This is a genomic window from Pluralibacter sp. (assembly GCF_019237635.1).
GTDB lineage: Bacteria > Pseudomonadota > Gammaproteobacteria > Enterobacterales > Enterobacteriaceae > Enterobacter_B.
The window spans coordinates 42,445-67,818 of sequence record NZ_JAFAGS010000176.1; the positions used below are offsets into that span (position 1 = coordinate 42,445).

Consider the following 25,374-nt stretch of genomic DNA (forward strand, 5'->3'; position numbering starts at 1 on the left):
ATGGCAGATTACCAGGGCAAAAACGTGGTCATCGTCGGTCTTGGACTGACCGGTCTTTCCTGCGTTGATTTCTTTCTGGCGCAGGGCGTGACCCCGAGCGTGATGGATACCCGTGCCACGCCGCCGGGACTGGATAAGCTGCCGGAGCAGGTCGAACGTTATGTTGGCGGTCTGAATGACGACTGGCTGCTGGCGGCGGACCTGATTGTGGCAAGCCCTGGTATCGCCCTGTCGCACCCGTCGTTAAGCGCGGCCGCAGATGCCGGTGTGGAAATCGTTGGCGATATCGAGTTGTTCTGCCGTGAAGCGCAGGCACCTGTCGTGGCGATCACTGGTTCAAACGGGAAAAGCACCGTCACGACGCTGGTCGGCGAAATGGCGAAAGCGGCAGGCATTAATGTCGGCGTCGGTGGCAACATTGGTTTGCCTGCGCTGATGCTGCTGGATGTCTCCCGCGAGCTGTATGTGCTGGAACTTTCAAGCTTCCAGCTGGAGACCACCTCCAGTCTGCGGGCAGTTGCCGCGACAGTCCTCAACGTGACTGAAGATCATATGGATCGCTATCCGCTGGGCTTACAGCAGTACCGTGCGGCAAAACTGCGCGTGTATGAAAACGCGAAAGTCTGCGTGGTGAATGCCGATGATGCGCTGACGATGCCGGTGCGCGGCGCCGATGAACGCTGCATCAGCTTCGGCATCAATATGGGTGATTACCACCTGAACCGTCAGCAGGGTGAAACCTGGCTGCGGGTGAAAGGTGAAAAAGTGCTGAACGTGAAAGAGATGAATCTCAGCGGTCAGCATAACTATACCAATGCACTGGCGGCGCTGGCGCTGGCGGATGCCGCAGGATTGCCGCGCGCCAGCAGCCTGAAGGCGCTGACCACGTTTAGCGGCCTGGCGCACCGTTTCCAACTGGCGCTGGTGCATAACGGCGCGCGCTGGATTAACGATTCGAAGGCCACCAACGTCGGCAGTACGGAAGCGGCGCTGAACGGCCTGCATGTCGACGGCACCCTCTGGCTGCTGCTGGGCGGCGACGGTAAATCTGCCGATTTTGCGCCGCTCAAGCGCTACCTGACAGGGGATAACATTCGCCTGTACTGCTTTGGCCGCGACGGCGCTGAGCTGGCGGCGCTGCGTCCGGAAGTCGCCACGCTGACGGAGACCATGGAACAGGCGATGCGTCTTATCGCGCCGCAGGTGAAGCCGGGGGATATGGTGCTGTTGTCTCCGGCCTGCGCCAGTCTTGATCAGTTCAAGAATTTTGAGCAGCGCGGGGATATCTTTACCCGTCTGGCGAAGGAGTTAGGCTGATGCGTTTATCTCTCCCTCGCCTGAGAATGCCGCACCTGCCGGGATCAGGGATCCTGGTCTGGCTGTTTTCGGCGTTAAAAGGCTGGGTGATGGGGTCCAGGCCGAAGGATAACGACAGCCTGGTGATGTACGATCGTACCCTGCTGTGGCTGACGCTCGGTCTGGCGGCGGTTGGTTTCGTTATGGTGACGTCGGCGTCGATGCCCGTTGGGCAGCGTCTGGCCAACGATCCGTTTTTGTTCGCCAAGCGTGACGGCCTGTATATCATCCTCGCGTTTCTTCTGGGGTTAATCACGCTGCGCCTGCCGATGGAGTTCTGGCAACGTCACAGTACGGCCATGCTGATTGCCTCTATCGGCATGCTGCTTATCGTACTGGTCGTCGGCAGTTCGGTTAACGGCGCGTCGCGCTGGATAGCGCTGGGGCCGCTGCGTATTCAGCCTGCGGAATTCACCAAGCTGTCGCTGTTTTGCTATATCGCCAACTATCTGGTGCGTAAGGCCGACGAGGTGCGTAACAACCTGCGCGGCTTCTTAAAGCCGATGGGCGTTATCTTCGTGCTGGCGATCCTGCTGCTGGCGCAGCCTGACCTTGGGACCGTGGTGGTGCTGTTCGTCACGACGCTTGCGATGTTGTTCCTCGCGGGCGCCAAGCTGTGGCAGTTCATCGCGATTATCGGCATGGGGATCTCGGCGGTTGTTCTGCTTATCCTCGCAGAGCCGTACCGTATCCGCCGCGTCACGTCATTCTGGAACCCATGGGAAGATCCGTTTGGCAGCGGCTATCAGCTGACCCAGTCGCTGATGGCGTTCGGTCGCGGCGAAATGTGGGGGCAGGGCCTCGGCAACTCGGTGCAAAAGCTGGAATACCTGCCGGAGGCGCACACGGACTTCATCTTCGCGATTATCGCGGAGGAGTTAGGTTATATCGGTGTGGTACTGGCACTTTTAATGGTATTCTTCGTCGCTTTCCGCGCCATGTCCATTGGCCGCAAAGCGCTGGAGCTTGACCAGCGTTTTTCCGGTTTTCTGGCCTGCGCCATCGGCGTCTGGTTTAGCTTCCAGGCGCTGGTTAACGTCGGCGCGGCGGCGGGGATGCTGCCGACAAAAGGCCTGACGTTGCCGCTTATCAGTTACGGCGGTTCCAGTCTGTTGATTATGTCGACGGCCATTATGCTGCTGTTACGTATTGATTATGAAACGCGTCTGGAGAAAGCCCAGGCGTTTACACGGGGTGTGCGATGAGTGGTCAGGTGAAGCGATTGATGGTGATGGCTGGCGGTACCGGTGGGCATGTGTTCCCGGGGCTGGCGGTTGCGCATCACCTGATGGAGCAGGGCTGGCAGGTTCGCTGGCTCGGCACCGCCGACCGTATGGAAGCAGACCTGGTGCCGAAACACGGCATCGAGATTGATTTTATCCGCATTTCCGGTTTGCGTGGCAAAGGGCTGAAGGCGCTGGCGCTGGCGCCGGTTCGCATCTTCAACGCCTGGCGTCAGGCGCGGGCGATTATGAAATGCTATAAGCCGGATGTGGTGCTGGGCATGGGCGGCTATGTGTCTGGCCCTGGCGGCCTGGCGGCCTGGTCGTTAGGGATCCCGGTGGTGCTCCATGAGCAGAACGGGATTGCCGGATTGACCAATAAGTGGCTGGCGAAAATCGCCACGACAGTGATGCAGGCCTTTCCTGGGGCGTTTCCCAATGCTGCGGTCGTGGGCAATCCGGTGCGCGTTGATGTACTGGCGCTGCCGCTGCCGCAGCAGCGTCTGGTCGGCCGCGCAGGACCGAAACGCGTGCTGGTAGTGGGGGGGTCACAGGGCGCGCGCGTGCTCAACCAGACGATGCCGCTGGTGGCCGCTAAGCTCGGCGACAGCGTGACCATCTGGCATCAGAGCGGGAAGGGCGCCGAACAGACCGTGCAGCAGGCTTACGCCGACGCGGGCCAGCCGCAACACAACGTGACGGAGTTTATTGACGACATGGCCGCTGCCTACGCCTGGGCCGATGTGGTGGTATGTCGCTCGGGCGCGTTGACGGTCAGCGAGATTGCCGCCGCCGGGCTGCCTGCCGTTTTTGTGCCGTTCCAGCATAAAGATCGCCAGCAGTACTGGAATGCGCTGCCGCTGGAGCAAGCTGGCGCGGCGAAGATTTTTGAACAACCGCAGTTTACCGCCGATGCGGTTGCCAGCACGCTTGAGAGCTGGGATCGGAATACCTTGCTGGAGATGGCTGAACGCGCTCGCGCCGCCGCCATCCCGGATGCTACGGAGCGGGTGGCAAACGAAGTGAGCCTGGCAGCCCAGGCTTGATAATCGCGGCGCCCGTTTGGCGTTGCATGAATTTTTGAAGTAGTCGATGGCGTTTAGAAGATGAATACACAACAACTGGCAAAACTGCGTTCCATTGTGCCCGAGATGCGTCGCGTCCGGCACATCCACTTTGTTGGCATCGGTGGTGCTGGCATGGGCGGTATTGCCGAAGTGTTGGCCAACGAAGGGTATCAGATCAGCGGTTCGGATTTAGCGCCGAACCCGGTGACTCAGCAGCTTTCAGCGCTGGGCGCGACGATTTATTTCAACCATCGCCCGGAAAACGTGCGCGATGCGAGCGTGGTGGTGGTGTCGAGCGCGATTTCGGCGGAGAACCCGGAAATCGTTGCGGCGCATGAGGCGCGTATTCCGGTGATCCGCCGTGCGGAGATGCTGGCGGAATTGATGCGTTTTCGTCACGGCATTGCGATTGCCGGAACCCACGGCAAAACCACGACCACCGCGATGGTGGCGAGCATTTACGCGGAAGCCGGGCTCGACCCGACCTTCGTGAACGGCGGCCTGGTGAAAGCTGCAGGCGTGCATGCGCGTCTGGGTAACAGCCGCTACCTGATTGCGGAAGCGGACGAAAGCGATGCGTCGTTCCTGCACCTGCAGCCGATGGTCGCGATTGTGACCAACATCGAAGCCGACCATATGGATACTTACCAGGGCGACTTTGAGAACCTGAAGCAGACCTTTATCAACTTCCTGCACAACCTGCCGTTTTACGGCCGTGCGGTGATGTGTGTGGACGATCCGGTGATCCGCGAGCTGCTGCCGCGCGTAGGGCGTCAAATCACCACCTATGGCTTTAGCGACGATGCCGATGTGCGTGTTGAAGATTACAGCCAAATCGGCGCGCAGGGGCATTTCACCCTGATTCGCCAGGACAAAGCGGTGTTGAAGGTCGTCCTGAACGCTCCGGGCCGCCATAATGCGCTCAATGCGGCGGCGGCGGTTGCGGTGGCAACGGAAGAGGGCATTGACGATGAGGCGATCCTGCGCGCGCTGGCGAGTTTCCAGGGCACCGGTCGTCGCTTTGATTTCCTCGGCGAATTCCCGCTGCAGGATGTGAACGGTAAAAACGGTAGCGCCATGCTGGTTGATGACTACGGCCACCACCCGACGGAAGTGGATGCGACCATTAAAGCTGCGCGTGCCGGCTGGCCGGATAAAAATCTGGTCATGCTGTTCCAGCCGCACCGCTTCACTCGTACGCGCGATCTGTACGACGATTTCGCCAACGTACTGACTCAGGTCGACGCGTTGCTGATGCTGGATGTTTACCCGGCGGGTGAAGCGCCGATTCCTGGCGCCGACAGCCGCTCGCTGTGCCGCACGATTCGTGGGCGCGGTAAAGTTGATCCCATTTTGGTTTCCGATCCGGCGCAGGTCGCGGACATGCTGGCCCCTGTTCTGACCGGAAATGACCTGATTTTGGTTCAGGGTGCGGGGAATATCGGCAAAATCGCACGTAACTTAGCTGAAATCAAACTTAAACCGCAGGGGCAGGAGGATGATCGCCATGGCTGATAAAATCGCCGTCCTGCTTGGCGGGACGTCCGCAGAGCGCGAGGTATCGCTCAACTCCGGCGCGGCGGTGCTGGCCGGTTTACGTGAAGCTGGCGTTGATGCGTATGCCGTTGACCCGCGCGATGAAGATATCACCCTTCTGAAAAGCAAGGGATTTAAGAAAGTGTTTATTGCGCTTCACGGCCGTGGCGGTGAAGATGGTACGTTGCAGGGTTTGCTGGAGCTTACTGGCATTCCTTATACCGGCAGCGGCGTGATGGCGTCAGCCATCTCTATGGACAAACTGCGCAGCAAACTGCTGTGGCAAGGGGCGGGGCTTCCCGTGGCGCCGTGGGTGGCGCTGACCCGCGCCGAGTTCGCTCAGGGCCTGTCCGCAGAGGATTCACAGCGTATTGCGGCGCTGGGTTTGCCGCTGATTGTGAAGCCGAGCCGTGAAGGCTCCAGCGTCGGTATGTCGAAAGTGAACGAAAGTCGTGCGCTTGATGCGGCGTTAGCGCAAGCATTTCAGCACGATGATGACGTTCTGATAGAAAAATGGCTCAGCGGACCGGAATTCACCGTGGCGGTAGTGGGTGAAGAAATTTTGCCGTCAATTCGCATCCAACCTGCTGGAACCTTCTATGATTATGAGGCGAAGTATCTCTCTGACGAGACAAAATATTTCTGCCCTGGTTGTGAAGAACCACAGCGTGAAGAAGAAATGAAAGCGCTGGTGCTGAAAGCCTGGAATATTCTTGGGTGTTCAGGCTGGGGTCGTATTGATGTGATGCAGGACGAAGACGGTCAGTTGTATCTGCTGGAAGCGAATACCTCTCCGGGTATGACCAGCCACAGTCTGGTGCCGATGGCGGCGCGCCAGGCGGGCATGAGCTTCTCGCAGCTGGTGGTACGCATTCTGGACCTGGCGGGTTGATATGTCGCAGGCAGCGCTGAATACGCGGAATCGTGAAGAAGAGCTTTCCTCTTCACGACGTAATAATGGAACACGTCTTGCGGGGATTGTGTTCCTGCTGGCGGTATTATGCACCGTGTTGATGAGCGGCTGGGTGGTGCTCGGCTGGATGGAAGATGCTCAGCGATTGCCGATATCAAAACTGGTGGTGACAGGCGATCGTCACTACACGCGCAACGATGATATCCGCCAGACCATTCTGGCGCTGGGTTCGCCGGGAACGTTTATGACTCAGGACGTCAATATTATCCAGAGTCAGATTGAGCGTCTGCCATGGATTAAGCAGGCGAGCGTTCGTAAGCAGTGGCCGGACGAATTGAAGATTCATCTGGTTGAATATGTGCCTATTGCACGTTGGAATGATCAGCACATGGTCGATACCGACGGTAATGCGTTCAGCGTGCCAGCGGATCGCGCCAGTAAGCAGAATTTGCCCATGCTTTACGGCCCTGAAGGAAGTGAAAACGAAGTGCTTCAGGGATATCGCGACATGGGGCTGGTACTGGCTAAAGAGAAATTTACGTTGAAAGTGGCGGCGATGACCGCACGCCGCTCCTGGCAGTTAACACTGGACAATGGCATCAGGATTAATCTGGGACGCGGCGATACGATGAAACGTCTTGAGCGCTTTTTAGAACTCTACCCGGTTCTTCAGCAGCAGGCGCAAACCGATGGCAAACGGATTAGCTATGTTGATTTGCGTTATGACTCAGGCGCAGCGGTGGGTTGGCAGCCAGCTCCGGCTCCCGTAGAGGATACACATCAACAACAGAATCAGGCACAGGCAGAGCAACAATGATCAAAGCGACGGACAGAAAACTGGTAGTAGGGCTGGAAATTGGTACCGCGAAGGTAGCCGCTTTGGTAGGGGAAGTTCTGCCCGACGGAATGGTGAATATCATCGGTGTGGGCAGTTGCCCGTCCCGGGGTATGGACAAAGGCGGGGTAAACGACCTGGAGTCCGTGGTGAAGTGCGTACAGCGCGCCATCGACCAGGCCGAACTGATGGCGGATTGCCAGATTTCCTCCGTGTATCTGGCGCTTTCAGGCAAGCACATAAGCTGTCAGAATGAAATCGGCATGGTGCCGATTTCCGAAGAGGAAGTGACGCAGGAAGATGTCGAAAACGTGGTGCATACGGCGAAGTCCGTACGCGTGCGCGACGAGCATCGTGTTCTGCACGTGATCCCGCAGGAATATGCGATTGACTACCAGGAAGGGATTAAAAATCCTGTCGGTTTGTCGGGTGTTCGTATGCAGGCGAAAGTGCACCTGATCACTTGCCATAACGATATGGCGAAAAACATTGTTAAAGCGGTTGAACGCTGCGGTCTGAAAGTTGACCAACTGATTTTCGCCGGGCTGGCGTCCAGCTATTCCGTATTAACGGAAGATGAACGTGAACTGGGTGTCTGCGTGGTGGATGTCGGCGGTGGTACAATGGATATCGCCGTGTACACTGGCGGCGCGTTGCGTCACACCAAAGTTATCCCGTATGCCGGGAATGTGGTGACCAGCGATATCGCTTATGCCTTCGGCACGCCGCCGAGCGACGCAGAGGCGATTAAAGTACGTCATGGTTGCGCGCTGGGCTCTATCGTCGGCAAAGACGAAAGCGTCGAAGTGCCAAGCGTGGGCGGACGCCCGCCGCGCAGCCTGCAGCGTCAGACGCTGGCGGAGGTGATTGAGCCGCGTTATACCGAGCTGCTGAACCTCGTTAACGAGGAAATTTTACAGTTACAGGAACAGCTTCGTCAGCAAGGAGTGAAACATCACCTGGCGGCGGGGATTGTGTTAACCGGCGGCGCCGCGCAAATTGAGGGCCTGGCGGCCTGTGCGCAGCGCGTGTTCCATACGCAGGTGCGCATCGGCGCACCGCTGAACATCACCGGACTGACGGATTATGCCCAGGAGCCGTATTATTCGACGGCGGTGGGCCTGCTTCACTACGGGAAAGAGTCCCATCTGAGTGGTGAAGCTGAAGTGGAAAAACGCGTCGCAGTGAGTTCATGGATTAAGCGAATTAATACCTGGCTGCGAAAAGAGTTTTAATTTTTTTTAAGAGAACGCCGATAATTTGCGTTCTCAGGCGACAGGCACAAAACGGAGAGAAACTATGTTTGAACCTATGGAACTAACCAACGACGCGGTGATTAAAGTCATCGGCGTCGGTGGCGGCGGCGGTAATGCCGTTGAACACATGGTGCGCGAGCGCATCGAAGGTGTTGAATTCTTCGCAGTGAACACCGACGCCCAGGCGTTGCGTAAAACTGCGGTTGGCCAGACCATTCAGATCGGTAGCGGTATTACCAAAGGTCTGGGCGCGGGCGCAAACCCGGAAGTTGGCCGTAATGCAGCCGACGAAGACCGTGAAGCGCTGCGTGCAGCTCTTGACGGCGCCGACATGGTGTTCATCGCCGCCGGTATGGGCGGTGGTACCGGTACTGGCGCAGCCCCGGTTGTGGCTGAAGTAGCAAAAGATTTAGGTATTCTGACCGTGGCCGTCGTGACCAAGCCTTTCAACTTTGAAGGCAAGAAGCGTATGGCGTTTGCGGAGCAGGGTATCGCCGAGCTGTCCAAACACGTGGACTCGCTGATCACGATTCCAAACGACAAGCTGCTGAAAGTGCTGGGTCGCGGCATCTCTCTGCTTGACGCGTTCGGCGCGGCAAACGACGTGCTGAAAGGCGCGGTGCAGGGTATCGCCGAACTGATCACCCGTCCGGGCCTGATGAACGTCGACTTTGCGGACGTGCGTACCGTGATGTCCGAAATGGGCTATGCGATGATGGGCTCCGGCGTGGCCAGCGGTGAAGACCGTGCGGAAGAAGCGGCTGAAATGGCTATCTCTTCTCCGCTGCTGGAAGATATCGATCTGTCCGGCGCGCGCGGCGTTCTGGTCAACATCACGGCGGGCTTCGACCTGCGTCTGGACGAGTTTGAAACCGTGGGTAACACTATCCGCGCGTTCGCGTCTGACAACGCAACCGTGGTTATCGGTACATCTCTGGATCCAGAGATGAACGACGAACTGCGCGTTACGGTGGTTGCGACCGGTATCGGCATGGACAAACGTCCGGAAATTACGCTGGTGACCAATAAGCAACAGCAGCAGCCGGTGATGGATCGCTATCAGCAACACGGTATGGCGCCGCTGTCTCAGGAACAAAAAACAGTCGCAAAAGTGGTTAACGACAATACGCCGCAAACCACGAAAGAACCGGATTACCTTGATATCCCGGCGTTTCTGCGCAAGCAGGCGGACTAAGAATACGCTGGAATTTGGGAATCTGCGCTCTTTGTGCTAAACTGGCCCGCCAAGTGTGTAGTACACTTCGGTTGGATAGGTAATTTGGCGAGATTATACGATGATCAAACAAAGGACTCTTAAACGTATCGTTCAGGCGACGGGTGTCGGTTTACATACCGGCAAGAAAGTCACGCTGACGCTGCGCCCTGCGCCGGCAAATACCGGGGTCATCTATCGTCGCACCGACTTGAATCCACCGGTAGATTTTCCGGCTGATGCCAAATCTGTGCGTGATACCATGCTCTGTACTTGCCTGGTTAACGAGCATGACGTACGGATTTCGACAGTTGAGCACTTGAATGCTGCGCTGGCGGGGCTGGGTATCGACAATATCGTTATTGAAGTCGATGCGCCTGAAATCCCGATTATGGACGGTAGTGCTGCGCCGTTTGTTTATCTGTTGCTGGATGCCGGCATCGATGAACTGAACTGCGCGAAGAAATTTGTGCGCATTAAAGACACTGTCCGCGTTCAGGACGGCGACAAGTGGGCTGAATTCAAGCCGTACAATGGTTTTTCGCTGGATTTCACCATCGATTTTAACCATCCGGCCATTGATAGCAGCAACCAGCGCTATGCACTGAATTTCTCCGCGGATGCGTTCATGCGCCAGATTAGCCGTGCACGTACCTTCGGTTTCATGCGTGATATCGAATATCTGCAGTCCCGCGGCCTGGCCCTGGGCGGCAGCTTCGATTGTGCCATCGTTGTTGACGATTATCGCGTACTGAACGAAGACGGCCTGCGTTTCGAAGACGAATTCGTGCGTCACAAAATGCTTGATGCGATTGGTGACCTGTTTATGTGTGGTCACAACATCATCGGCGCATTTACGGCGTACAAATCCGGTCATGCATTGAATAACAAGCTGCTTCAGGCGGTTCTTGCTAAACAAGAAGCCTGGGAGTTTGTCACTTTCGAAGACGACGCAGAGCTGCCGCTGGCATTCAAAGCACCATCAATGGTTCTGGCGTAAGTCTGACCATCGCGTAAATTCGACTGGTAACCTGGTACTCTCTCCGACCAGGAAGCCAGTCGTTTTTTCTTTTTTAGCCCTCCTGTCGTTTCTTTCCCCTGTAATCGCTAAGTCATTAGCGCGTTTGATGTTTTGTTGAGCACTTTTCCTCGGGTATTTCGTCATTCCTGCTGCCGGACAGCGGCATTAGTGATAAGATTTGGGCGCTAAAAAATTCTTACTGGTTGGTTTGATCCGGGGTGTAATTGACGTGAGTGGAATACTGACGCGTTGGCGACAGTTTGGCAGACGGTACTTCTGGCCGCATCTCCTGTTGGGGATGGTCGCGGCGGGGTTCGGCTTGCCTGCGCTCGGCAGCAACCCCGAGCCGGTTCCGCCGACCAAAGCGGCCAGTAACCATACGACCCCGGCGAAGGTCAACTTCTCGCAGTTGGCGTTGCTGGAAGCCAACCGTCGACCAACGTTTACCGTCGATTACTGGCATCAGCACGCCATCCGTACGGTCATTCGTCATCTCTCTTTCGCTATGGCGCCGCAGGCCTTGCCGGTGGCGGAAGCGACCGCACCGATGCAGGTGCACCATCTTGCTCTGCTCGACACGCTCAGCGCGCTGCTGATGCGGGAAAGCCCGCCACCGACCATTGTGCGCATGGTGGTCAGCCCCCCCGCGCCTGACGCCCGGGCGCCGTTCTGCGTTGGCTGCTGGGTTAGCCAGGTGCAGGGCATCCGCGCCGGACCTCAACGTCTCAGCTAAACGACACCTGAATTTAACGAATAACTAAGACTCCGCTGCGCGGGGCGTTTGAGATTTTATTATGCTAATCAAATTATTAACTAAAGTTTTCGGCAGCCGTAACGATCGTACGCTGCGTCGTATGCGTAAAGTTGTCGGCGTTATCAATGCCATGGAACCGGAGATGGAAAAACTCTCCGATGATGAACTGAAGGCCAAAACCGCAGAGTTTCGCGCGCGCATGGAGAAGGGCGAAACCGTTGAAAACCTGATTCCGGAAGCGTTCGCGGTGGTCCGTGAGGCCAGTAAACGCGTATTCGGTATGCGTCACTTTGACGTGCAGCTGCTCGGGGGCATGGTGCTCAACGACCGCTGCATCGCGGAAATGCGCACCGGTGAAGGTAAAACCCTGACCGCAACGCTGCCAGCCTATGTTAACGCCCTGTCCGGTAAAGGCGTTCACGTGGTCACCGTCAACGACTACCTGGCCCAGCGTGACGCCGAAAACAACCGCCCACTGTTTGAGTTCCTCGGTATGTCCGTCGGGATTAACCTGCCGGGAATGCCCGCGCCAGCGAAGCGTGAAGCGTACGCCGCCGATATCACCTACGGCACTAACAACGAATACGGCTTCGACTATCTGCGCGACAACATGGCGTTCAGCCCGGAAGAGCGCGTACAGCGTAAGCTGCACTATGCGCTGGTGGATGAGGTCGACTCCATTCTTATCGATGAAGCGCGTACGCCGCTTATCATCTCCGGCCCGGCGGAAGACAGCTCTGAGATGTACCGTCAGGTCAACAGAATTATTCCACATCTGATTCGTCAGGAGAAAGAAGACTCCGATACTTTCCAGGGCGAAGGTCACTTCTCCGTGGATGAAAAAGCGCGCCAGGTGAACCTCACTGAGCGTGGTCTGGTGCTGGTGGAAGAGCTGCTGGTGAATGAAGGCATTATGGACGAGGGCGAGTCTCTGTACTCTCCGGCGAACATTATGCTGATGCACCACGTGACCGCGGCGCTGCGCGCACACGCGCTGTTCACCCGCGACGTGGACTACATCGTTAAAGACGGCGAAGTGATTATCGTCGATGAGCACACTGGCCGTACCATGCAGGGTCGCCGCTGGTCTGATGGTCTGCATCAGGCGGTGGAAGCCAAAGAAGGCGTGGATATCCAAAATGAAAACCAGACGCTGGCGTCTATCACCTTCCAGAACTACTTCCGTCTGTACGAGAAGCTGGCAGGGATGACCGGTACTGCGGATACCGAAGCGTTTGAATTCAGCTCTATTTATAAGCTGGATACCGTTGTGGTACCGACCAACCGCCCGATGATCCGTAAAGATATGCCGGATCTGGTCTACATGACCGAAGCGGAAAAAATCCAGGCGATCATCGAAGACATCAAAGAGCGTACCGCCAACGGTCAACCGGTGCTGGTGGGGACCATCTCTATCGAGAAATCTGAAGTGGTGTCCCGCGAGCTGACGAAAGCAGGCATCAAGCACAACGTCCTGAACGCCAAGTTCCACGCCAGTGAAGCAGATATCGTTGCGCAGGCAGGTTACCCGGCGACCGTGACCATCGCGACTAACATGGCGGGTCGTGGTACGGATATCGTGCTGGGGGGGAGCTGGCAGGCGGAAGTCGCTCAGCTCGAAAACCCGACCAGCGAGCAGATTGCGCAGATCAAAGCAGACTGGCAGGTACGTCACGAAGCCGTTCTGGCGGCGGGCGGTCTGCACATCGTCGGCACCGAGCGTCATGAATCCCGTCGTATCGACAACCAGCTGCGCGGCCGTTCCGGTCGTCAGGGTGATGCCGGTTCTTCCCGCTTCTACCTGTCGATGGAAGATGCCCTGATGCGTATTTTTGCCTCTGACCGCGTGTCGGGCATGATGCGTAAACTGGGTATGAAGCCGGGCGAAGCTATCGAGCACCCGTGGGTGACCAAAGCTATTGCCAACGCACAGCGTAAAGTGGAAAGCCGCAACTTCGATATTCGTAAGCAACTGCTGGAATATGATGATGTGGCGAACGACCAGCGTCGCGCTATCTACACCCAGCGTAACGAACTGCTGGACGTGTCGGACGTGAGCGAAACCATCGCCAGCATCCGCGAAGATGTCTTCAAAGCGACCATCGATGCGCATATTCCGCCGCAGTCGCTGGAGGAAATGTGGGATATCCCGGGTCTGCAGGAACGTCTGAAAAACGATTTCGACCTCGAGTTGCCGATTTCCGAATGGCTGGATAAAGAGCCAGAGCTGCACGAAGAGACCCTGCGCGAGCGTATTCTGCAGAGCGCCATCGAAGTGTATCAGCGTAAAGAAGAAGTGGTCGGCACCGAAATGATGCGCCACTTTGAAAAAGGCGTGATGCTGCAGACGCTGGATTCCTTGTGGAAAGAGCACCTCGCGGCGATGGACTACCTGCGTCAGGGCATCCATCTGCGCGGCTACGCGCAGAAAGATCCGAAGCAGGAGTACAAGCGTGAGTCCTTCTCCATGTTTGCGGCCATGCTGGAATCGCTGAAATACGAAGTGATCAGCACCCTGAGCAAGGTGCAGGTGCGCCTGCCGGAAGAGGTTGAAGCGATGGAGCAGCAGCGTCGTGAAGAAGCGGAGCGCCTGTCTCAGATGCAGCAGCTCAGCCATCAGGATGACGACACGGCTGCCGCTGAAATGCTGGCGGCGCAAACCGGCGATCGTAAAGTGGGACGTAACGATCCGTGCCCGTGCGGTTCAGGTAAAAAATACAAACAGTGCCATGGCCGTCTGAGCTAAGGGACTGAATAAACATAAGGCGCAGGTGACTGCGCCTTTTTTATGGATGTAATACAATGAAAATACTGAATATCTCAACAGGTATTATCCGTAATGCGCAGGGGGAAATCTTCATTACCCAGCGCGCCGCTGACGCCCATATGGCCAATAAGTGGGAGTTCCCGGGCGGGAAAATTGAAGAAGGCGAGTCGGCCGAGCAGGCGATGGTGCGCGAACTGCATGAAGAAGTGGGTATTGTGGCGCACAATGCGGTGCTGTTCGACAAGCTGGAATATCAGTTTCCGGACCGGCACATCACGCTGTGGTTCTGGCTGGTGGAAGAGTGGCAGGGAGAACCCTGGGGCAAAGAAGGGCAGCCGGGGCGCTGGGTGGCGCAGGGCGAGCTGTTAGCGGCAGCGTTTCCTCCCGCTAACGAGCCGGTTATCGCGAAACTGATCGCGCAAGCTTAACGCTCTTCTTCACTCCAGCCATCGCTATCTGAGAGATCCCCACTGCTGGGGATCCTTTTTTCTTCTGCCGCCCACTCGCCAAGATCGATAAGCTGACAGCGTTTGGAGCAGAAGGGGCGAAAAGGACTCTGTTCTCCCCAAATCACGGTTTTGCCGCAGGTTGGGCAATTGACGGTCGTGTCGTTGTTCATCATCACTCCTTAACAGCAGGCCAGCTCGAAATCCAGACGATCGGGCACAATGCCGTTTTCACTATCCAGCGGTAAAAAGCGGATGGCGAAGCGGCTTTTATGTCCGGAAATTTGCGGATACAACTGAGCGTCCAGCACCAGTTGCAAACGCAGCAGATCGGCATCTTCGCCATTATCCTGGAAAAAGCCGTTCAGGCTGGTTTGTTTGCGGAACGGGGCGGAGTTGCGCACTAAATCGAGGATCAGGCTCAGCGCCTGGTTCATCGGCTGCAGGCTTTCCAGCCAGCGGGCGACCTGCGCATCGCGGGTCGATTGTGAGGAGTGCAGCCAGATGTGCAGCGTCGGCAGGTCGAAGCTGCAGCAGCCGCCGGGAATACTCAGGCGCTGACGCACGAGGCCAATCAGCCGGTCTTCCCGCAGTACCTGACCGACGCGCGGCGCCGTCATCAGAATGCTGCCGCTGGCTTTTAACTGCTGGCGTAAGTCGTCGATGCGGCGTTGATCCACGCCCGGCACTTCGCTCCACTGCTGCAGTTTACGCTGCTGGCGCTCCAGCTCTTTCAGTAATTCGGTACGCACTTCCCCGCGTTCGAACACATCCAGTAAGTCCCCGACGTTGCGGAAAAAATGCAGTGCGCTGGCATGATCAGCAATCGGCAAATTGTTGTTTAACTGCTGCACCAGAAATTCAATACGCAGCCAGGTACGCATCTTTTCATTAAGAGGATGTTCAAAGAGGATGTGGGTGTGCATTACGGTTTTTCCTGTGAATCGGCCTGCGCCGCCAGCTTCAGGTATCTGGTGTGCAGGTGGGCAACATCCGATGCAATGGCATCTGGTGTACCGTTGTTATCAATAACATCGTCAGCCACAGCGAGTCGCGCATCGCGCGTTGCCTGGGCCGCAAGGATCTGTTCGGCGTGCTCTTTTGTCACATTATCGCGCTGCATGGTGCGCTGGAGTTGCGTTTCTCGGGAGACGTCAACCACCAGTACTCTGTCAGCTTTTTGCCAGAGGCGATTCTCCACCAACAAAGGCACAACCCACAGCACATAGGGTGAGGCGGCCTGCGTCATCTGCCGCTGCGTTTCCGCCTGGATAAGCGGGTGGAGAAGCGAGTTTAGCCAGGATTTTTCGGCGGCGTGCGTGAAAATTGTTTCCCGCAGCTGTCGGCGGTTGAGCGACCCGTCCGCCTGGCGCATCTGCGCGCCGTAGCGATTGACGATAGCTTCCAGTGCGGGCGTACCGGGTTCGACCACCTGACGGGCAATAATATCGGCATCGATAACGGTAATTCCCAGATGTGCAAACGCGCTGGCGACAGTACTTTTGCCGCTGCCGATGCCGCCCGTTAACGCTACCGTATAGCCCATACAACCGATCCTGAAATTATTAGTATTAAAAATCAAATGGTTAAAAATTCGGCAAATAAGACCTGACGTGAAAAACGTGCAATTCACTATTCACCAGGTAAATTTGTACGATTGTAGCGTAAAAAAAGTGAAAATCGCAGTCTTGCGGCGGGATGATTAGTGCGTATGATAACGTCACTGGAGTTGTGCTTTTGACATTTTTGCCTATAACCCCAGGAATCCGCACATGCGTATTGAAGAAGATCTGAAATTAGGTTTTAAAGACGTTCTTATCCGCCCTAAGCGCTCTACCCTTAAAAGCCGTTCCGATGTTGAGCTGGAACGCGAGTACACCTTTAAACATTCCGGTCAGACATGGTCTGGCGTGCCGATTATCGCCGCTAACATGGACACCGTCGGGACGTTTGCAATGGCGACCGCGCTGGCCTCTTTCGAGATCCTCACCGCCGTGCATAAACACTATACCGTTGATGAGTGGAGCGCATTTATTCAGCGCGAATCTGACGCGGTACTGAAATACGTGATGGTGTCTACCGGCACGTCTGACGCGGATTTCGAAAAAACAAAACAGATCCTGGACCTGCATCCGGCGCTGAACTTTGTCTGCATTGATGTGGCAAATGGTTACTCCGAACACTTTGTGCAGTTTCTGTCAAAGGCGCGTGCGGCGTGGCCGAATAAAACCATCTGCGCGGGCAACGTTGTCACCGGCGAAATGTGCGAAGAGCTGATTCTGGCCGGCGCAGACATTGTTAAAGTCGGTATCGGCCCGGGCTCTGTCTGTACCACCCGCGTAAAAACCGGCGTTGGTTACCCGCAGCTGTCTGCCGTGATTGAATGCGCTGACGCGGCGCACGGCCTTGGCGGGCAGATCGTCAGCGACGGCGGTTGTACCATGCCGGGCGACGTGGCTAAAGCCTTCGGCGGCGGCGCGGATTTCGTGATGCTGGGCGGGATGCTGGCCGGTCATGAAGAGAGCGGCGGTAGCGTCGTTGAAGAGAACGGTGAAAAATTCATGCTGTTCTACGGCATGAGCTCCGAGTCGGCGATGAACCGTCACGTGGGCGGGGTGGCGCAGTACCGTGCGGCGGAAGGGAAAACCGTGAAGCTGCCGCTGCGTGGTCCGGTGGAGAATACCGCCCGTGATATTCTCGGTGGCCTGCGTTCAGCCTGTACCTACGTTGGGGCTTCCCGCCTTAAAGAGCTGACCAAGCGTACGACCTTTATTCGTGTACAGGAACAAGAGAACCGCGTGTTCAACAGCCTGTAACATACCCATCATACTTCAAGCTGCATGTGCGTTGGCTGTGAGCACTCCTGCAACGCGAATTATTTAGGGTATAGACTTGCTGGCGTGCTCGTCACGCCAGCGTTTCCCTTTCGCCTCACCCCATTCCCGTGCCGCTGATGGCATCCCCCAGATGAAAAACCGGCAGATACATCGCCACCACCAGGGTGCCGATAATACCCCCGGTGACGACCAACAGGACCGGTTCCAACAACGCCGCCAGATTATCCGCCAGGTGGTGGGTTTGCTCGTCGTAGTAGCGCGCCAGGTTTTCCAGCATCACATCCAGCGCGCCAGAGGTCTCCCCGGTGCGAATAAGCTGTCGGCAGAGCGGTGTAAACGCTCCGCTCTCCTCAAATGCCTGCCATATTGGCCGCCCCTGGGCGACGGCATCGTGAACCTGGCGGATAATGTGCCGCCACCATGGGCAAGTCAGCGTTGTTTCGACGCTTTCCAGCCCTTGCAAAAAAGGTACTCCGGCACGCTGGCTTAAGGCCAGCACCATAAAAATATGGCTCTGCATCTGCCCGCGGCGCAGCGTTGAAAGGACCGGTATTCTTCGCAGGATAGCCGCTTTCCACCATGGCCACTTCCCGGAACGTCGCATCAGCGGGCGTAGCGCAAAAGGGGAGAGGATAAGGCCTGCCAGCAGAGGGAAGGCGCGCTCGACCCCTGCAGATAGCGCTATTACCATGCGGGTCAGCGCGGGTAGCGGCGTATTGAATGTGCGGTATATCTGGGCAAATTCGGGAAGGACAAAACCGCACATACCGACGATAACCGCAATGGCGAGCAGAATTATCACCAGCGGGTAGCGCAGCGCCTTCGTCACTTTCTGCGCCAGGCGCTGTTGAGCCTGTTGCTGCCGGGCAAGGTGAAAACAGCAGTGTTCCAGCCTGCCGGTCATCTCTCCGGCGCGGATCGTTGCCGGGTAAAGCGCAGGGAAGACCTCTGGCCACTCGGCCATAACTTCGGATAAGGGGCTGCCCTGCGCCAGCCGTACCGCCATATCCTGCAGCAGAGCCTGCCATTGCGGGCTGGGGTGCTGCTCTGACAGCAGCGTTAGTCCCTCCGAAAGCGTCAACCCAGCCTGCAGCAGGGTCGCCAGTTGCTGCATAAGGTCGCTGCAGTGCGGCGAGCGCCACTGTGAGACCTTTACGGCACCGCGCTTCAGATTTAGCGGAATAATACCTTCGCGCTGAATGTCCTGTAGCGCAAGCGCTCTGTCCGTGCTCCAGAGGGCGCCATGCCGCGGCTCGCCTTGCGGAGAAACGCCTCGCCAGCACCACAGCTTTTTAGTCGCCATGTGGAATGCCCAGCACCCGTAGCAGCTCTTCCTGGCTGGTTTCTCCGCGTTCCACCGCCAGACAACCATGTTCAAACAGGGTCATCATGTTGGCCTGTCTGGCCATGTGCGCGAGGGTGCCTGCATCGACGCCGCTGGCGATAATCTGGCGGATATCGTCGGTGATAACGAGGATTTCAAAGAGCGCAATGCGGCCAAGATAGCCGCCATAGCAGCGCTGACAGCCGGGCGTTAGCCATCTGGGCAACGCCCGGGGCCAAAGCGCGCGCGGCAGTGCGGTATGGCTGCCGCTTTGCTGACGGCAGTGCGGGCAGAGACGTCGCACCAGCCGCTGGGCGACAACCAGCAACAGCGCTGAGGAGGTTATCCAGCGCGCCACGCCCATTTGTTGTAAACGCACCAGCGTTTCGCAGGTGGAATTGGTGTGCAGCGTGGACAGCACCAGATGCCCGGTTTGTGCGGCATTCAGGGCGATTTCCGCGGTTTCCGCATCGCGAATTTCGCCGACCATGACGATATCCGGGTCCTGGCGCAGCAGCGCGCGCAATACGCTCTGAAAGTTCAGGCCGCTGCGGGGGTTAATCTGCGTCTGATTAACCCCCGTCAGCGGGATTTCTACGGGATCCTCAACGCTGCAGATATTGACCTCAGGCGTGTTGCGCGCCTGCAGCGCGCTGTAGAGGGTGACGGTTTTCCCGCTTCCGGTAGGCCCGGTGACCAGCATCAGTCCTTGCGGCTGGCGCAACGCATTGTTAAATACGCCCAGCTGTTCTGGCGTCATGCCGAGCGTGGAAAGGTTGAGGGTTTGCGCGGCCTGCTGGAGCAGACGCAGCACGACTTTTTCTCCATGGCGGCAGGGGAGCGTGGCAATGCGAAAAGAGGCGGTGCTATTGCTAAGGTCGACCGAAAACTGCCCGTCCTGCGGCAACCGCCGTTCTGCGATATCCAGACTGCCGAGCACCTTCAGGCGTGCCACAAGCGCCGCGCTCATCGCGGCGGGCAGCTCGGTATAAGGATGCAGTACGCCGTCGATGCGCAGTCGGACCCGAAGGGTATCCTCTGTGGGTTCAAAATGGATATCCGACGCGCGCTGCTGCAGCGCTCGCAATAGGGTCTGGTTGAGCACGTCGACGACGTTATCGTTCTCCTCGCGCGCGGTGGGCAGGTGCGCTTGAGCCTCGCGCTCCCGGTGCTGCTCCATTCTTTGCCGATCCCAGCACTCGATATCGATCCGTTTTTGCGTGGCAAAGCGCAGCGACTGCATCAGTTCCGGCGACGGGTTACCGACGACCGCGATACTGAGCATCTGCTCGTCGCTGGCGAGCAGTACCGCGTGATGCCGCTGGCAGAGTGCCATGAGTGTATTCTGTTTCATCGGCGCTCTCTCAGGGAGCCTCAAAGCGGAAAACATCTTCGCAGGCCTGCTTCAGGGCGCTGTCGTTGGCGATGTCGCAAACGCGACGCCAACCGGTGATGCCGTCGGCGTTGTCCCAGAGTGCCGTCAGGTTGACCGTCAACCCGTTGAGGCTTTCCTGGCCGCTTAAGCTGACGTTGCCCTGGGCGACCTGCATGGCCGAGACGTAGCGGCTGGTGGTGGGAGAGGGAATACCGTTGCTGCCGCCGTCGCAGGCGCTCAGGCCGCCGTGGTCGAGCGCGCACAACTCAATGGCCGTGCGGTAGGGCATAAAGGTTTGCAGCATGTCGGTCAGCGCGGCTTTACGCAGATAGTTCTGGTAGGCCGGAATGCCGATGGCGCTGAGGATGGCGATGATGCCGATAACCACCATCAGTTCAATCAGGGTAAATCCATGTTGTCTGTTCATCGTCTGGCTCCTGTTATGACGGGAGCACTGTGGCAGGCGCAGAAATGGCACGCGAGCGCTAAAACGTGGTTTGTCGAACAGGGTTCAGGGCTATTGGCGAGGTTGCAGAGGGATTGCGAAAAACAGGGAAGGGGATCGCAGATCCCCTTCCGGTATGGCGTTATTTAAAGCGCATGGAGAGATCCAGCGCGCGCACGTGTTTGGTCAGCGCACCGACGGAAATGTAGTCCACGCCGGTTTCGGCAAATTCGCGGATCGTGTCAAATGTGACGTTGCCGGACACCTCCAGCTGCGCCTGGCCGTTGGTGATTTTCACCGCTTCGCGCATCTGGTCGGTTTCGAAGTTGTCGAGCATGATGATATCCGCCCCGGCCTTCAGCGCTTCCTCCAGCTCCTTGAGGTTTTCCACTTCGACTTCTACCGGCACGTCCGGGTGGATCCAGAACGCTTTTTCGATGGCATTGCGCACCGAGCCGGAGGCGATAATGTGGTTTTCTTTAATCAAAAAGGCGTCCGACAGCCCCAGACGATGGTTCGCGCCGCCGCCGCAGAGCACCGCATATTTCAGTGCGGTACGCAGCCCCGGCAGGGTTTTTCGGGTATCCAGCAACTGCGTTTGCGTACCGGCGAGCAGTTCGACATAGCGACGCACTTCGCTTGCCACGCCGGAAAGCGTCTGCACGAAGTTTAAGGCGGTACGCTCGCCAGTCAGCAGCACCCGGGAGGGGCCATTGAGCTCAAACAGCGGCTGGTTGGCGACGATGGCATCGCCGTCTTCCACATGCCAGGTGACTGTGACATCGTCGCCTGCCAGTTGGACAAAAACTTCCTCTACCCAGCGTTTACCGCAAAAGACGCCGTCTTCACGGGTAATCACGACCGCGTGGGAGCGGGTGTCGGTAGGCAACAGTTGCGCGGTAATGTCGTTATTGGCATCGACGTCGCCACCGAGATCTTCGCGCAGGGCATGGGCGACAGCGGCGGGGATATCAAGGTTAATACGTTCCAGCAGCGCGTCACGTCGGTGGTCGGGGTTGTAGCGGCGAGGCGGCATGATAAAACTCCAAATGGTAAGGAATCAGAAGATATAAACATGCTACTCTGAACCAGGTATCAGCACCACATATAAGGCCATGCAGAAGGAGATCCCGCATGCAGTTAGAAGACGGATGGCTGGTGGGCGCGCGTCGGGTTCCGTCGCCGCATCACGATGGCCGCCCGGAGGGAGAACCCCCCTCGTTGCTGGTGGTTCATAATATCAGCCTTCCGCCCGGCGAGTTTGGCGGCCCCTGGATTGATGCATTATTCACTGGCACGATAGACCCCGATGCGCATCCTTTTTTTGCCGAGATTGCCCATCTGCGCGTTTCCGCCCATTGTCTGATTCGTCGAGACGGTGAAGTCGTCCAGTATGTTCCTTTTGATAAACGCGCCTGGCACGCGGGTGTTTCCTGCTACGGCGGGCGTGAGCGCTGCAATGACTTCTCTATCGGTATCGAGCTTGAAGGCACTGACACCCTGGCCTATACCGATGCGCAGTATCAGCAACTGGCAGCCATAACCCGGCTGTTAACGACGGTTTACCCGGCGATGGCGAACCATATGACGGGGCACTGCGATATTGCCCCCGAGCGAAAAACGGATCCCGGCCCGGCCTTTGACTGGCCGCGTTTTCGTTCACTGGTCGCGGGTTCGCCCGACAAGGAGACAACATGACGCTGTTTACGACACTGCTGGTGCTCATCGCCGAACGCCTGTTCAAACTGGGCGAACACTGGCAGCTCGATCACCGACTGGAAGTGCTGTTCCGCCGGATGAAACATTATTCTGTTTCCGCTACCGTGCTGATGACCCTGGCGGCGATGGCCGTGGTCTTTTTGCTCCAGCGCGTCCTGCACGGCGTGTTGTTTAACGTTCCGCTGCTGGTGGTCTGGATCCTGATTGGTCTGCTGTGTATCGGTGCGGGCAAGGTGCGCATTCATTACCACGCGTACCTGATGGCCGCTTCGCGCGACGACAGCCATGCGCGCGAGGCTATGGCCAGCGAGTTGACGCTTATCCACGGCGTACCGCCGGGTTGCGATGAGCGTGAATACCTGCGCGAGCTGCAGAATGCACTGTTGTGGATCAACTACCGCTTTTATCTGGCGCCGCTGTTCTGGTTCGTCGTCGGTGGTTCGTGGGGGCCAGTCACGCTGATGGGATACGCGTTTTTACGCGCCTGGCAGACGTGGCTTGCGCGCTACCAGACCCCTCGTCATCGTCAGGAGTCGGGTGTGGACGCGATTTTACATATTCTGGACTGGGTCCCGGTGCGGCTGGTCGGCGTGGTATACGCCCTGGTGGGTCATGGCGAAAAAGCGCTGCCTGCCTGGTTTGCCTCGCTTGGCGATCGCCACAGCTCCCAGTATCAGGTGCTGACGCAACTGGCGCAGTTCTCGCTTGCCCGTGAGTCGCATGTCGACAAGCTGGGGACGCCGAAAGCGGCAGTGTCGATGGCGAAGAAAACCTCTTTCGTAGTGGTGGTGGTGATGGCGCTGCTGACGATTTACGGCACGCTGGTGTAGCGCCATCCGGGCATTTTTCAGTGTGTATCTGCGGGCGGGATGCCGAAATCGGGCATCCCGTTTTCTTTCCAGTCGATAAGCTTCAACCGCGTATGCCGATTAGGATCATACAGCGGGTCGCCTTCAATTTCGGTGTAGTTTCGCGCGTGGTAGACCAGCACGTCCTCTCCCTGCGGCGTGGTGGTAAAGCTGTTATGCCCGGGACCAAACTGGCGATGCTCCCGGCAGGTGGTGAAGACCGGGTTCGGAGACTTATGCCAGTGGTCAGACTGCGTCGGATCAGCCTCAAGATCTATCCACAGCAGCCCCATACAGTAGTTTTCATCCGTGGCGCTGGCGGAGTAGCTGACAAACAGGCGATTGTTGTGCACCACGACCGCCGGACCCTCGTTGACCAGAAAGCCGCGGCATTCCCAGTCATACTCCGGTTTGCTCAGCAGTACCGGCGCGCTCCTGAGCGTCCACGGGTTTTCCAGCTCGGCCAGGTACAGGTTGGAGTTACCGGCAATATCCGGTGCCTTTTGCGCCCACAGATACCACTGCTTGCCCTGGTGGCGGAAGGTGGTGGCGTCCAGCGCAAAGGTGTCAAACGGCGTCTTCACCTGGCCTTTTTCCTCCCAGCGTCCGGTCAGCGGGTCCGTATCGCGACAGGTGAGCGCAAACATGCGGTGCTGAAACATCCCCTGCGCATCCAGCGCCTGAGTGTGAGCAGCGGCGAAGTAGATAACCCAAACGCCGTCAATATTATGCAGCTCCGGCGCCCAGATAAGTTCGCTCATCGGGCCGTGCTGGGGTTTACGCCACACCACTACTGGCGCAGCATTGCGCAATTCGTCAAGCGTGGCGGCCTGACGAATCTCCAGCCTGTCGTATTCTGGAACGGAGGCGATAAAGTAATAGTGTTCGCCGTGGTGCAAAATAAACGGATCGGCCCGCTGTTCAATAAAGGGGTTCGGCCAGTGGCTCATGGTGCTTTCCTTACCAGTTCGGTTTCCTGTGGGAGGTCGTTGAGTTCGCGGTTGTTCTGACGGCGTTTTTCCAGGTCAGTCTGGATGCGCTTCATTGTTTCTCGATCGACCTTCAGCAGACGTACGACGCCTGCGGTGATTAAATAACCTATGCCTGGGATGACGCTGAACAGCAGGACAATACCGTTGATGGCCTGAGCGCTCTGCGCTTTCGCCCCGGCATCATAACCATACCAGGAGAGCAGGAAGCCGACCATCGCCCCGGCGACGGCCAGACCGACTTTCAGGAAGAACAGGTTTCCCGAGAAGCTTATCCCGGTAATACGTTTTCCTGTTTTCCACTCGCCGTAATCGTCGACGTCGGCCATCAGCGACCAGTGCAGCGGCGAGGGAATCTGGTGCAGGACATTGAGCAGGAAATAGAGGGTAACGATGGTGGTCGTGGCGTGCGGATCAAAGAAGTAAAACGCACAGGAGAAAACCGCCAGCACGATGTTGGTCCAGAAGAAGACCTGTAGCTTGCACCAGCGGTCGGTTAACACCTTTGCCAGCATACTGCCGATCATCATCCCCACCACGCCGAGGCTGATAAACAGCGTGGCGAAGTGCGTGCTCTGCTGCATGACCCAGGTAACGTAGTACATGGTCGCCGCCATGCGGATAAACCCAGGGCAGACGTTGCACAGCGTCAGCAGCAGAATGCGTACCCACTGATCGTTTTTCCATACGTCTTTCAGGTCGCGTTTTAGCTCATCATTGCTTTGTACTGCCGGGCGTACACGCTCGCGTACCGTCGCGAAGCAAAAGAGAAACATGCACATGCCAATAAGCGCCAGCACGGTCATGGCCATCTGATAGCCTTTCGCTTTGTTATCGCCGCCGAACCAATCGGCCATCGGCAGCAGGGTCAGCGACAGCAGCAGGGTCGCGATGCCGACCATGACGAAGCGGTAGGACTGGCAGGCGACGCGCTCTTGCGGATCGTTAGTAATCACACTGCCGAGCGAGCAGTAAGGAATATTGATGGCGGTATACGTGAGCGACAGCAGAAAATAGGTGACGAAAGCATAGATAACTTTGTTGTTGTAACTCCATTCCGGGGTGGTAAACATCAGTACGCTGAAGAGCGCATAGGGGAAGGCTATCCATAAGAGCCATGGACGAAATCGCCCATATTTGCTGCGGGTTCTGTCCGCCATCGCGCCCATGATCGGGTCTGTTACCGCATCAATGACGCGAACCGAGAGCAGCAGCACTCCGACAAGTGCTGGTGCCAGTCCGAAAATGTCTGTGTAAAAATAGTTCACAAACAACATGATGGCGCCGAATATGATGTTGCATCCCGCATCACCCATGCCGTAACCGATTTTTTCTTTTACCGATAACGCGTTGTTGTTCATCGACAATTCTCCACAATGAGCTATGCAGAGGATTATTTGCCGCAGTGGAAAAATTTGCGTTGCAGTAACGGGGTGCTGATATGGATAAA

At 57.3% G+C, this 25,374-nt stretch carries 24 protein-coding genes; 15 read left to right on the forward strand and 9 right to left on the reverse strand.

Annotation, left to right across the window (positions count from 1 at the left end; all coding sequences use genetic code 11):
• From murD to mutT, 12 genes are all read left to right on the forward strand, one after another.
• Complete coding sequence (gene murD / locus JO226_RS20695; protein ID WP_296406922.1) at positions 1-1,317, forward strand: UDP-N-acetylmuramoyl-L-alanine--D-glutamate ligase; 1,317 nt, start codon at positions 1-3, stop codon at positions 1,315-1,317.
• Entirely contained in the window at positions 1,317-2,561 is a 1,245-nt protein-coding gene (ftsW, locus tag JO226_RS20700) for a cell division protein FtsW (protein ID WP_296406924.1), read from the forward strand. The genes murD and ftsW overlap by 1 nt, the downstream gene beginning before the upstream one ends.
• Entirely contained in the window at positions 2,558-3,625 is a 1,068-nt protein-coding gene (murG, locus tag JO226_RS20705; protein WP_296406926.1) for an undecaprenyldiphospho-muramoylpentapeptide beta-N-acetylglucosaminyltransferase, read from the forward strand. Before ftsW ends, murG begins: the two co-directional genes overlap by 4 nt.
• Positions 3,626-3,685: 60 nt before the next feature.
• Positions 3,686-5,161, forward strand: a complete 1,476-nt coding sequence (murC, locus tag JO226_RS20710; protein ID WP_296406928.1) for a UDP-N-acetylmuramate--L-alanine ligase — start codon at positions 3,686-3,688, stop codon at positions 5,159-5,161.
• Entirely contained in the window at positions 5,154-6,074 is a 921-nt protein-coding gene (locus JO226_RS20715; protein ID WP_296406930.1) for a D-alanine--D-alanine ligase, read from the forward strand. The genes murC and JO226_RS20715 overlap by 8 nt, the downstream gene beginning before the upstream one ends.
• Position 6,075: 1 nt before the next feature.
• On the forward strand, positions 6,076-6,912 hold the full coding sequence (ftsQ, locus tag JO226_RS20720; protein WP_296406932.1) for a cell division protein FtsQ: 837 nt from the start codon (positions 6,076-6,078) through the stop codon (positions 6,910-6,912).
• Positions 6,909-8,165 carry a cell division protein FtsA gene (gene ftsA / locus JO226_RS20725; RefSeq protein WP_097162871.1) on the forward strand — a complete coding sequence of 419 codons (1,257 nt, stop codon included), beginning with the start codon at positions 6,909-6,911 and terminating at the stop codon, positions 8,163-8,165. Before ftsQ ends, ftsA begins: the two co-directional genes overlap by 4 nt.
• Positions 8,166-8,229: 64 nt before the next feature.
• Positions 8,230-9,381 carry a cell division protein FtsZ gene (gene ftsZ, locus JO226_RS20730; protein ID WP_013367596.1) on the forward strand — a complete coding sequence of 384 codons (1,152 nt, stop codon included), beginning with the start codon at positions 8,230-8,232 and terminating at the stop codon, positions 9,379-9,381.
• Positions 9,382-9,481: 100 nt separating this feature from the next.
• Complete coding sequence (gene lpxC / locus JO226_RS20735) at positions 9,482-10,399, forward strand: UDP-3-O-acyl-N-acetylglucosamine deacetylase (RefSeq protein ID WP_296406939.1); 918 nt, start codon at positions 9,482-9,484, stop codon at positions 10,397-10,399.
• A 250-nt stretch (positions 10,400-10,649) separates the two neighbouring features.
• Complete coding sequence (gene secM, locus JO226_RS20740) at positions 10,650-11,153, forward strand: secA translation cis-regulator SecM (protein WP_296406941.1); 504 nt, start codon at positions 10,650-10,652, stop codon at positions 11,151-11,153.
• A 61-nt stretch (positions 11,154-11,214) separates the two neighbouring features.
• Positions 11,215-13,920, forward strand: coding sequence for a preprotein translocase subunit SecA (secA, locus tag JO226_RS20745; protein ID WP_296406942.1), 2,706 nt, complete (start codon positions 11,215-11,217; stop codon positions 13,918-13,920).
• A gap of 56 nt (positions 13,921-13,976) precedes the next feature.
• A complete protein-coding gene (gene mutT, locus JO226_RS20750) occupies positions 13,977-14,369 on the forward strand; it encodes an 8-oxo-dGTP diphosphatase MutT (protein WP_296406944.1) in 393 nt (130 codons plus the stop codon).
• On the opposite strand, the gene yacG is transcribed toward mutT, so the two are convergent.
• The 3 genes from yacG to coaE are packed head-to-tail and all read right to left on the reverse strand — an operon-like array spanning position 14,366 to position 15,933.
• On the reverse strand, positions 14,366-14,560 hold the full coding sequence (yacG, locus tag JO226_RS20755; RefSeq protein ID WP_296406946.1) for a DNA gyrase inhibitor YacG: 195 nt from the start codon (positions 14,558-14,560) through the stop codon (positions 14,366-14,368). The two genes, mutT and yacG, sit on opposite strands and share 4 nt — an antisense overlap.
• A 9-nt stretch (positions 14,561-14,569) precedes the next feature.
• Positions 14,570-15,313, reverse strand: a complete 744-nt coding sequence (zapD, locus tag JO226_RS20760; protein ID WP_296406947.1) for a cell division protein ZapD — start codon at positions 15,311-15,313, stop codon at positions 14,570-14,572.
• The gene (gene coaE, locus JO226_RS20765; protein ID WP_296406949.1) at positions 15,313-15,933 is read right to left on the reverse strand and encodes a dephospho-CoA kinase; all 621 of its coding nucleotides are present in this window, start codon (positions 15,931-15,933) and stop codon (positions 15,313-15,315) included. Before coaE ends, zapD begins: the two co-directional genes overlap by 1 nt.
• A 226-nt stretch (positions 15,934-16,159) precedes the next feature.
• Between coaE and JO226_RS20770 the strand changes: the two genes are divergently transcribed.
• Positions 16,160-17,203, forward strand: a complete 1,044-nt coding sequence (locus tag JO226_RS20770; RefSeq protein ID WP_296406951.1) for a GMP reductase — start codon at positions 16,160-16,162, stop codon at positions 17,201-17,203.
• A gap of 115 nt (positions 17,204-17,318) precedes the next feature.
• Here JO226_RS20770 and hofC read toward each other — a convergent pair whose 3' ends face one another.
• From hofC to nadC, 4 genes are all read right to left on the reverse strand, one after another.
• Positions 17,319-18,527, reverse strand: coding sequence for a protein transport protein HofC (hofC, locus tag JO226_RS20775; RefSeq protein ID WP_296406953.1), 1,209 nt, complete (start codon positions 18,525-18,527; stop codon positions 17,319-17,321).
• Positions 18,517-19,902 carry a type II secretion system protein GspE gene (gene gspE / locus JO226_RS20780; protein WP_296406955.1) on the reverse strand — a complete coding sequence of 462 codons (1,386 nt, stop codon included), beginning with the start codon at positions 19,900-19,902 and terminating at the stop codon, positions 18,517-18,519. Before gspE ends, hofC begins: the two co-directional genes overlap by 11 nt.
• Before the next feature lie 10 nt (positions 19,903-19,912).
• The gene (gene ppdD, locus JO226_RS20785; protein WP_013367585.1) at positions 19,913-20,350 is read right to left on the reverse strand and encodes a prepilin peptidase-dependent pilin; all 438 of its coding nucleotides are present in this window, start codon (positions 20,348-20,350) and stop codon (positions 19,913-19,915) included.
• A gap of 160 nt (positions 20,351-20,510) precedes the next feature.
• The gene (nadC, locus tag JO226_RS20790) at positions 20,511-21,404 is read right to left on the reverse strand and encodes a carboxylating nicotinate-nucleotide diphosphorylase (RefSeq protein ID WP_296406958.1); all 894 of its coding nucleotides are present in this window, start codon (positions 21,402-21,404) and stop codon (positions 20,511-20,513) included.
• Positions 21,405-21,502: 98 nt separating this feature from the next.
• On the opposite strand from nadC, the gene ampD reads away from it, so the two are divergent.
• The gene (gene ampD / locus JO226_RS20795) at positions 21,503-22,066 is read left to right on the forward strand and encodes a 1,6-anhydro-N-acetylmuramyl-L-alanine amidase AmpD (RefSeq protein WP_296406960.1); all 564 of its coding nucleotides are present in this window, start codon (positions 21,503-21,505) and stop codon (positions 22,064-22,066) included.
• Positions 22,063-22,917, forward strand: a complete 855-nt coding sequence (ampE, locus tag JO226_RS20800; RefSeq protein WP_296406965.1) for a beta-lactamase regulator AmpE — start codon at positions 22,063-22,065, stop codon at positions 22,915-22,917. Before ampD ends, ampE begins: the two co-directional genes overlap by 4 nt.
• Before the next feature lie 17 nt (positions 22,918-22,934).
• On the opposite strand, the gene JO226_RS20805 is transcribed toward ampE, so the two are convergent.
• Both JO226_RS20805 and JO226_RS20810 read right to left on the reverse strand, forming a co-directional pair.
• Positions 22,935-23,885 (reverse strand): family 43 glycosylhydrolase, encoded by a 951-nt coding sequence (locus tag JO226_RS20805; protein WP_296406967.1) that lies wholly within the window; start codon positions 23,883-23,885, stop codon positions 22,935-22,937.
• Positions 23,882-25,285 (reverse strand): glycoside-pentoside-hexuronide (GPH):cation symporter, encoded by a 1,404-nt coding sequence (locus JO226_RS20810; protein WP_296406969.1) that lies wholly within the window; start codon positions 25,283-25,285, stop codon positions 23,882-23,884. The genes JO226_RS20805 and JO226_RS20810 overlap by 4 nt, the downstream gene beginning before the upstream one ends.
• Between the last annotated feature and the right edge of the window lie 89 nt (positions 25,286-25,374).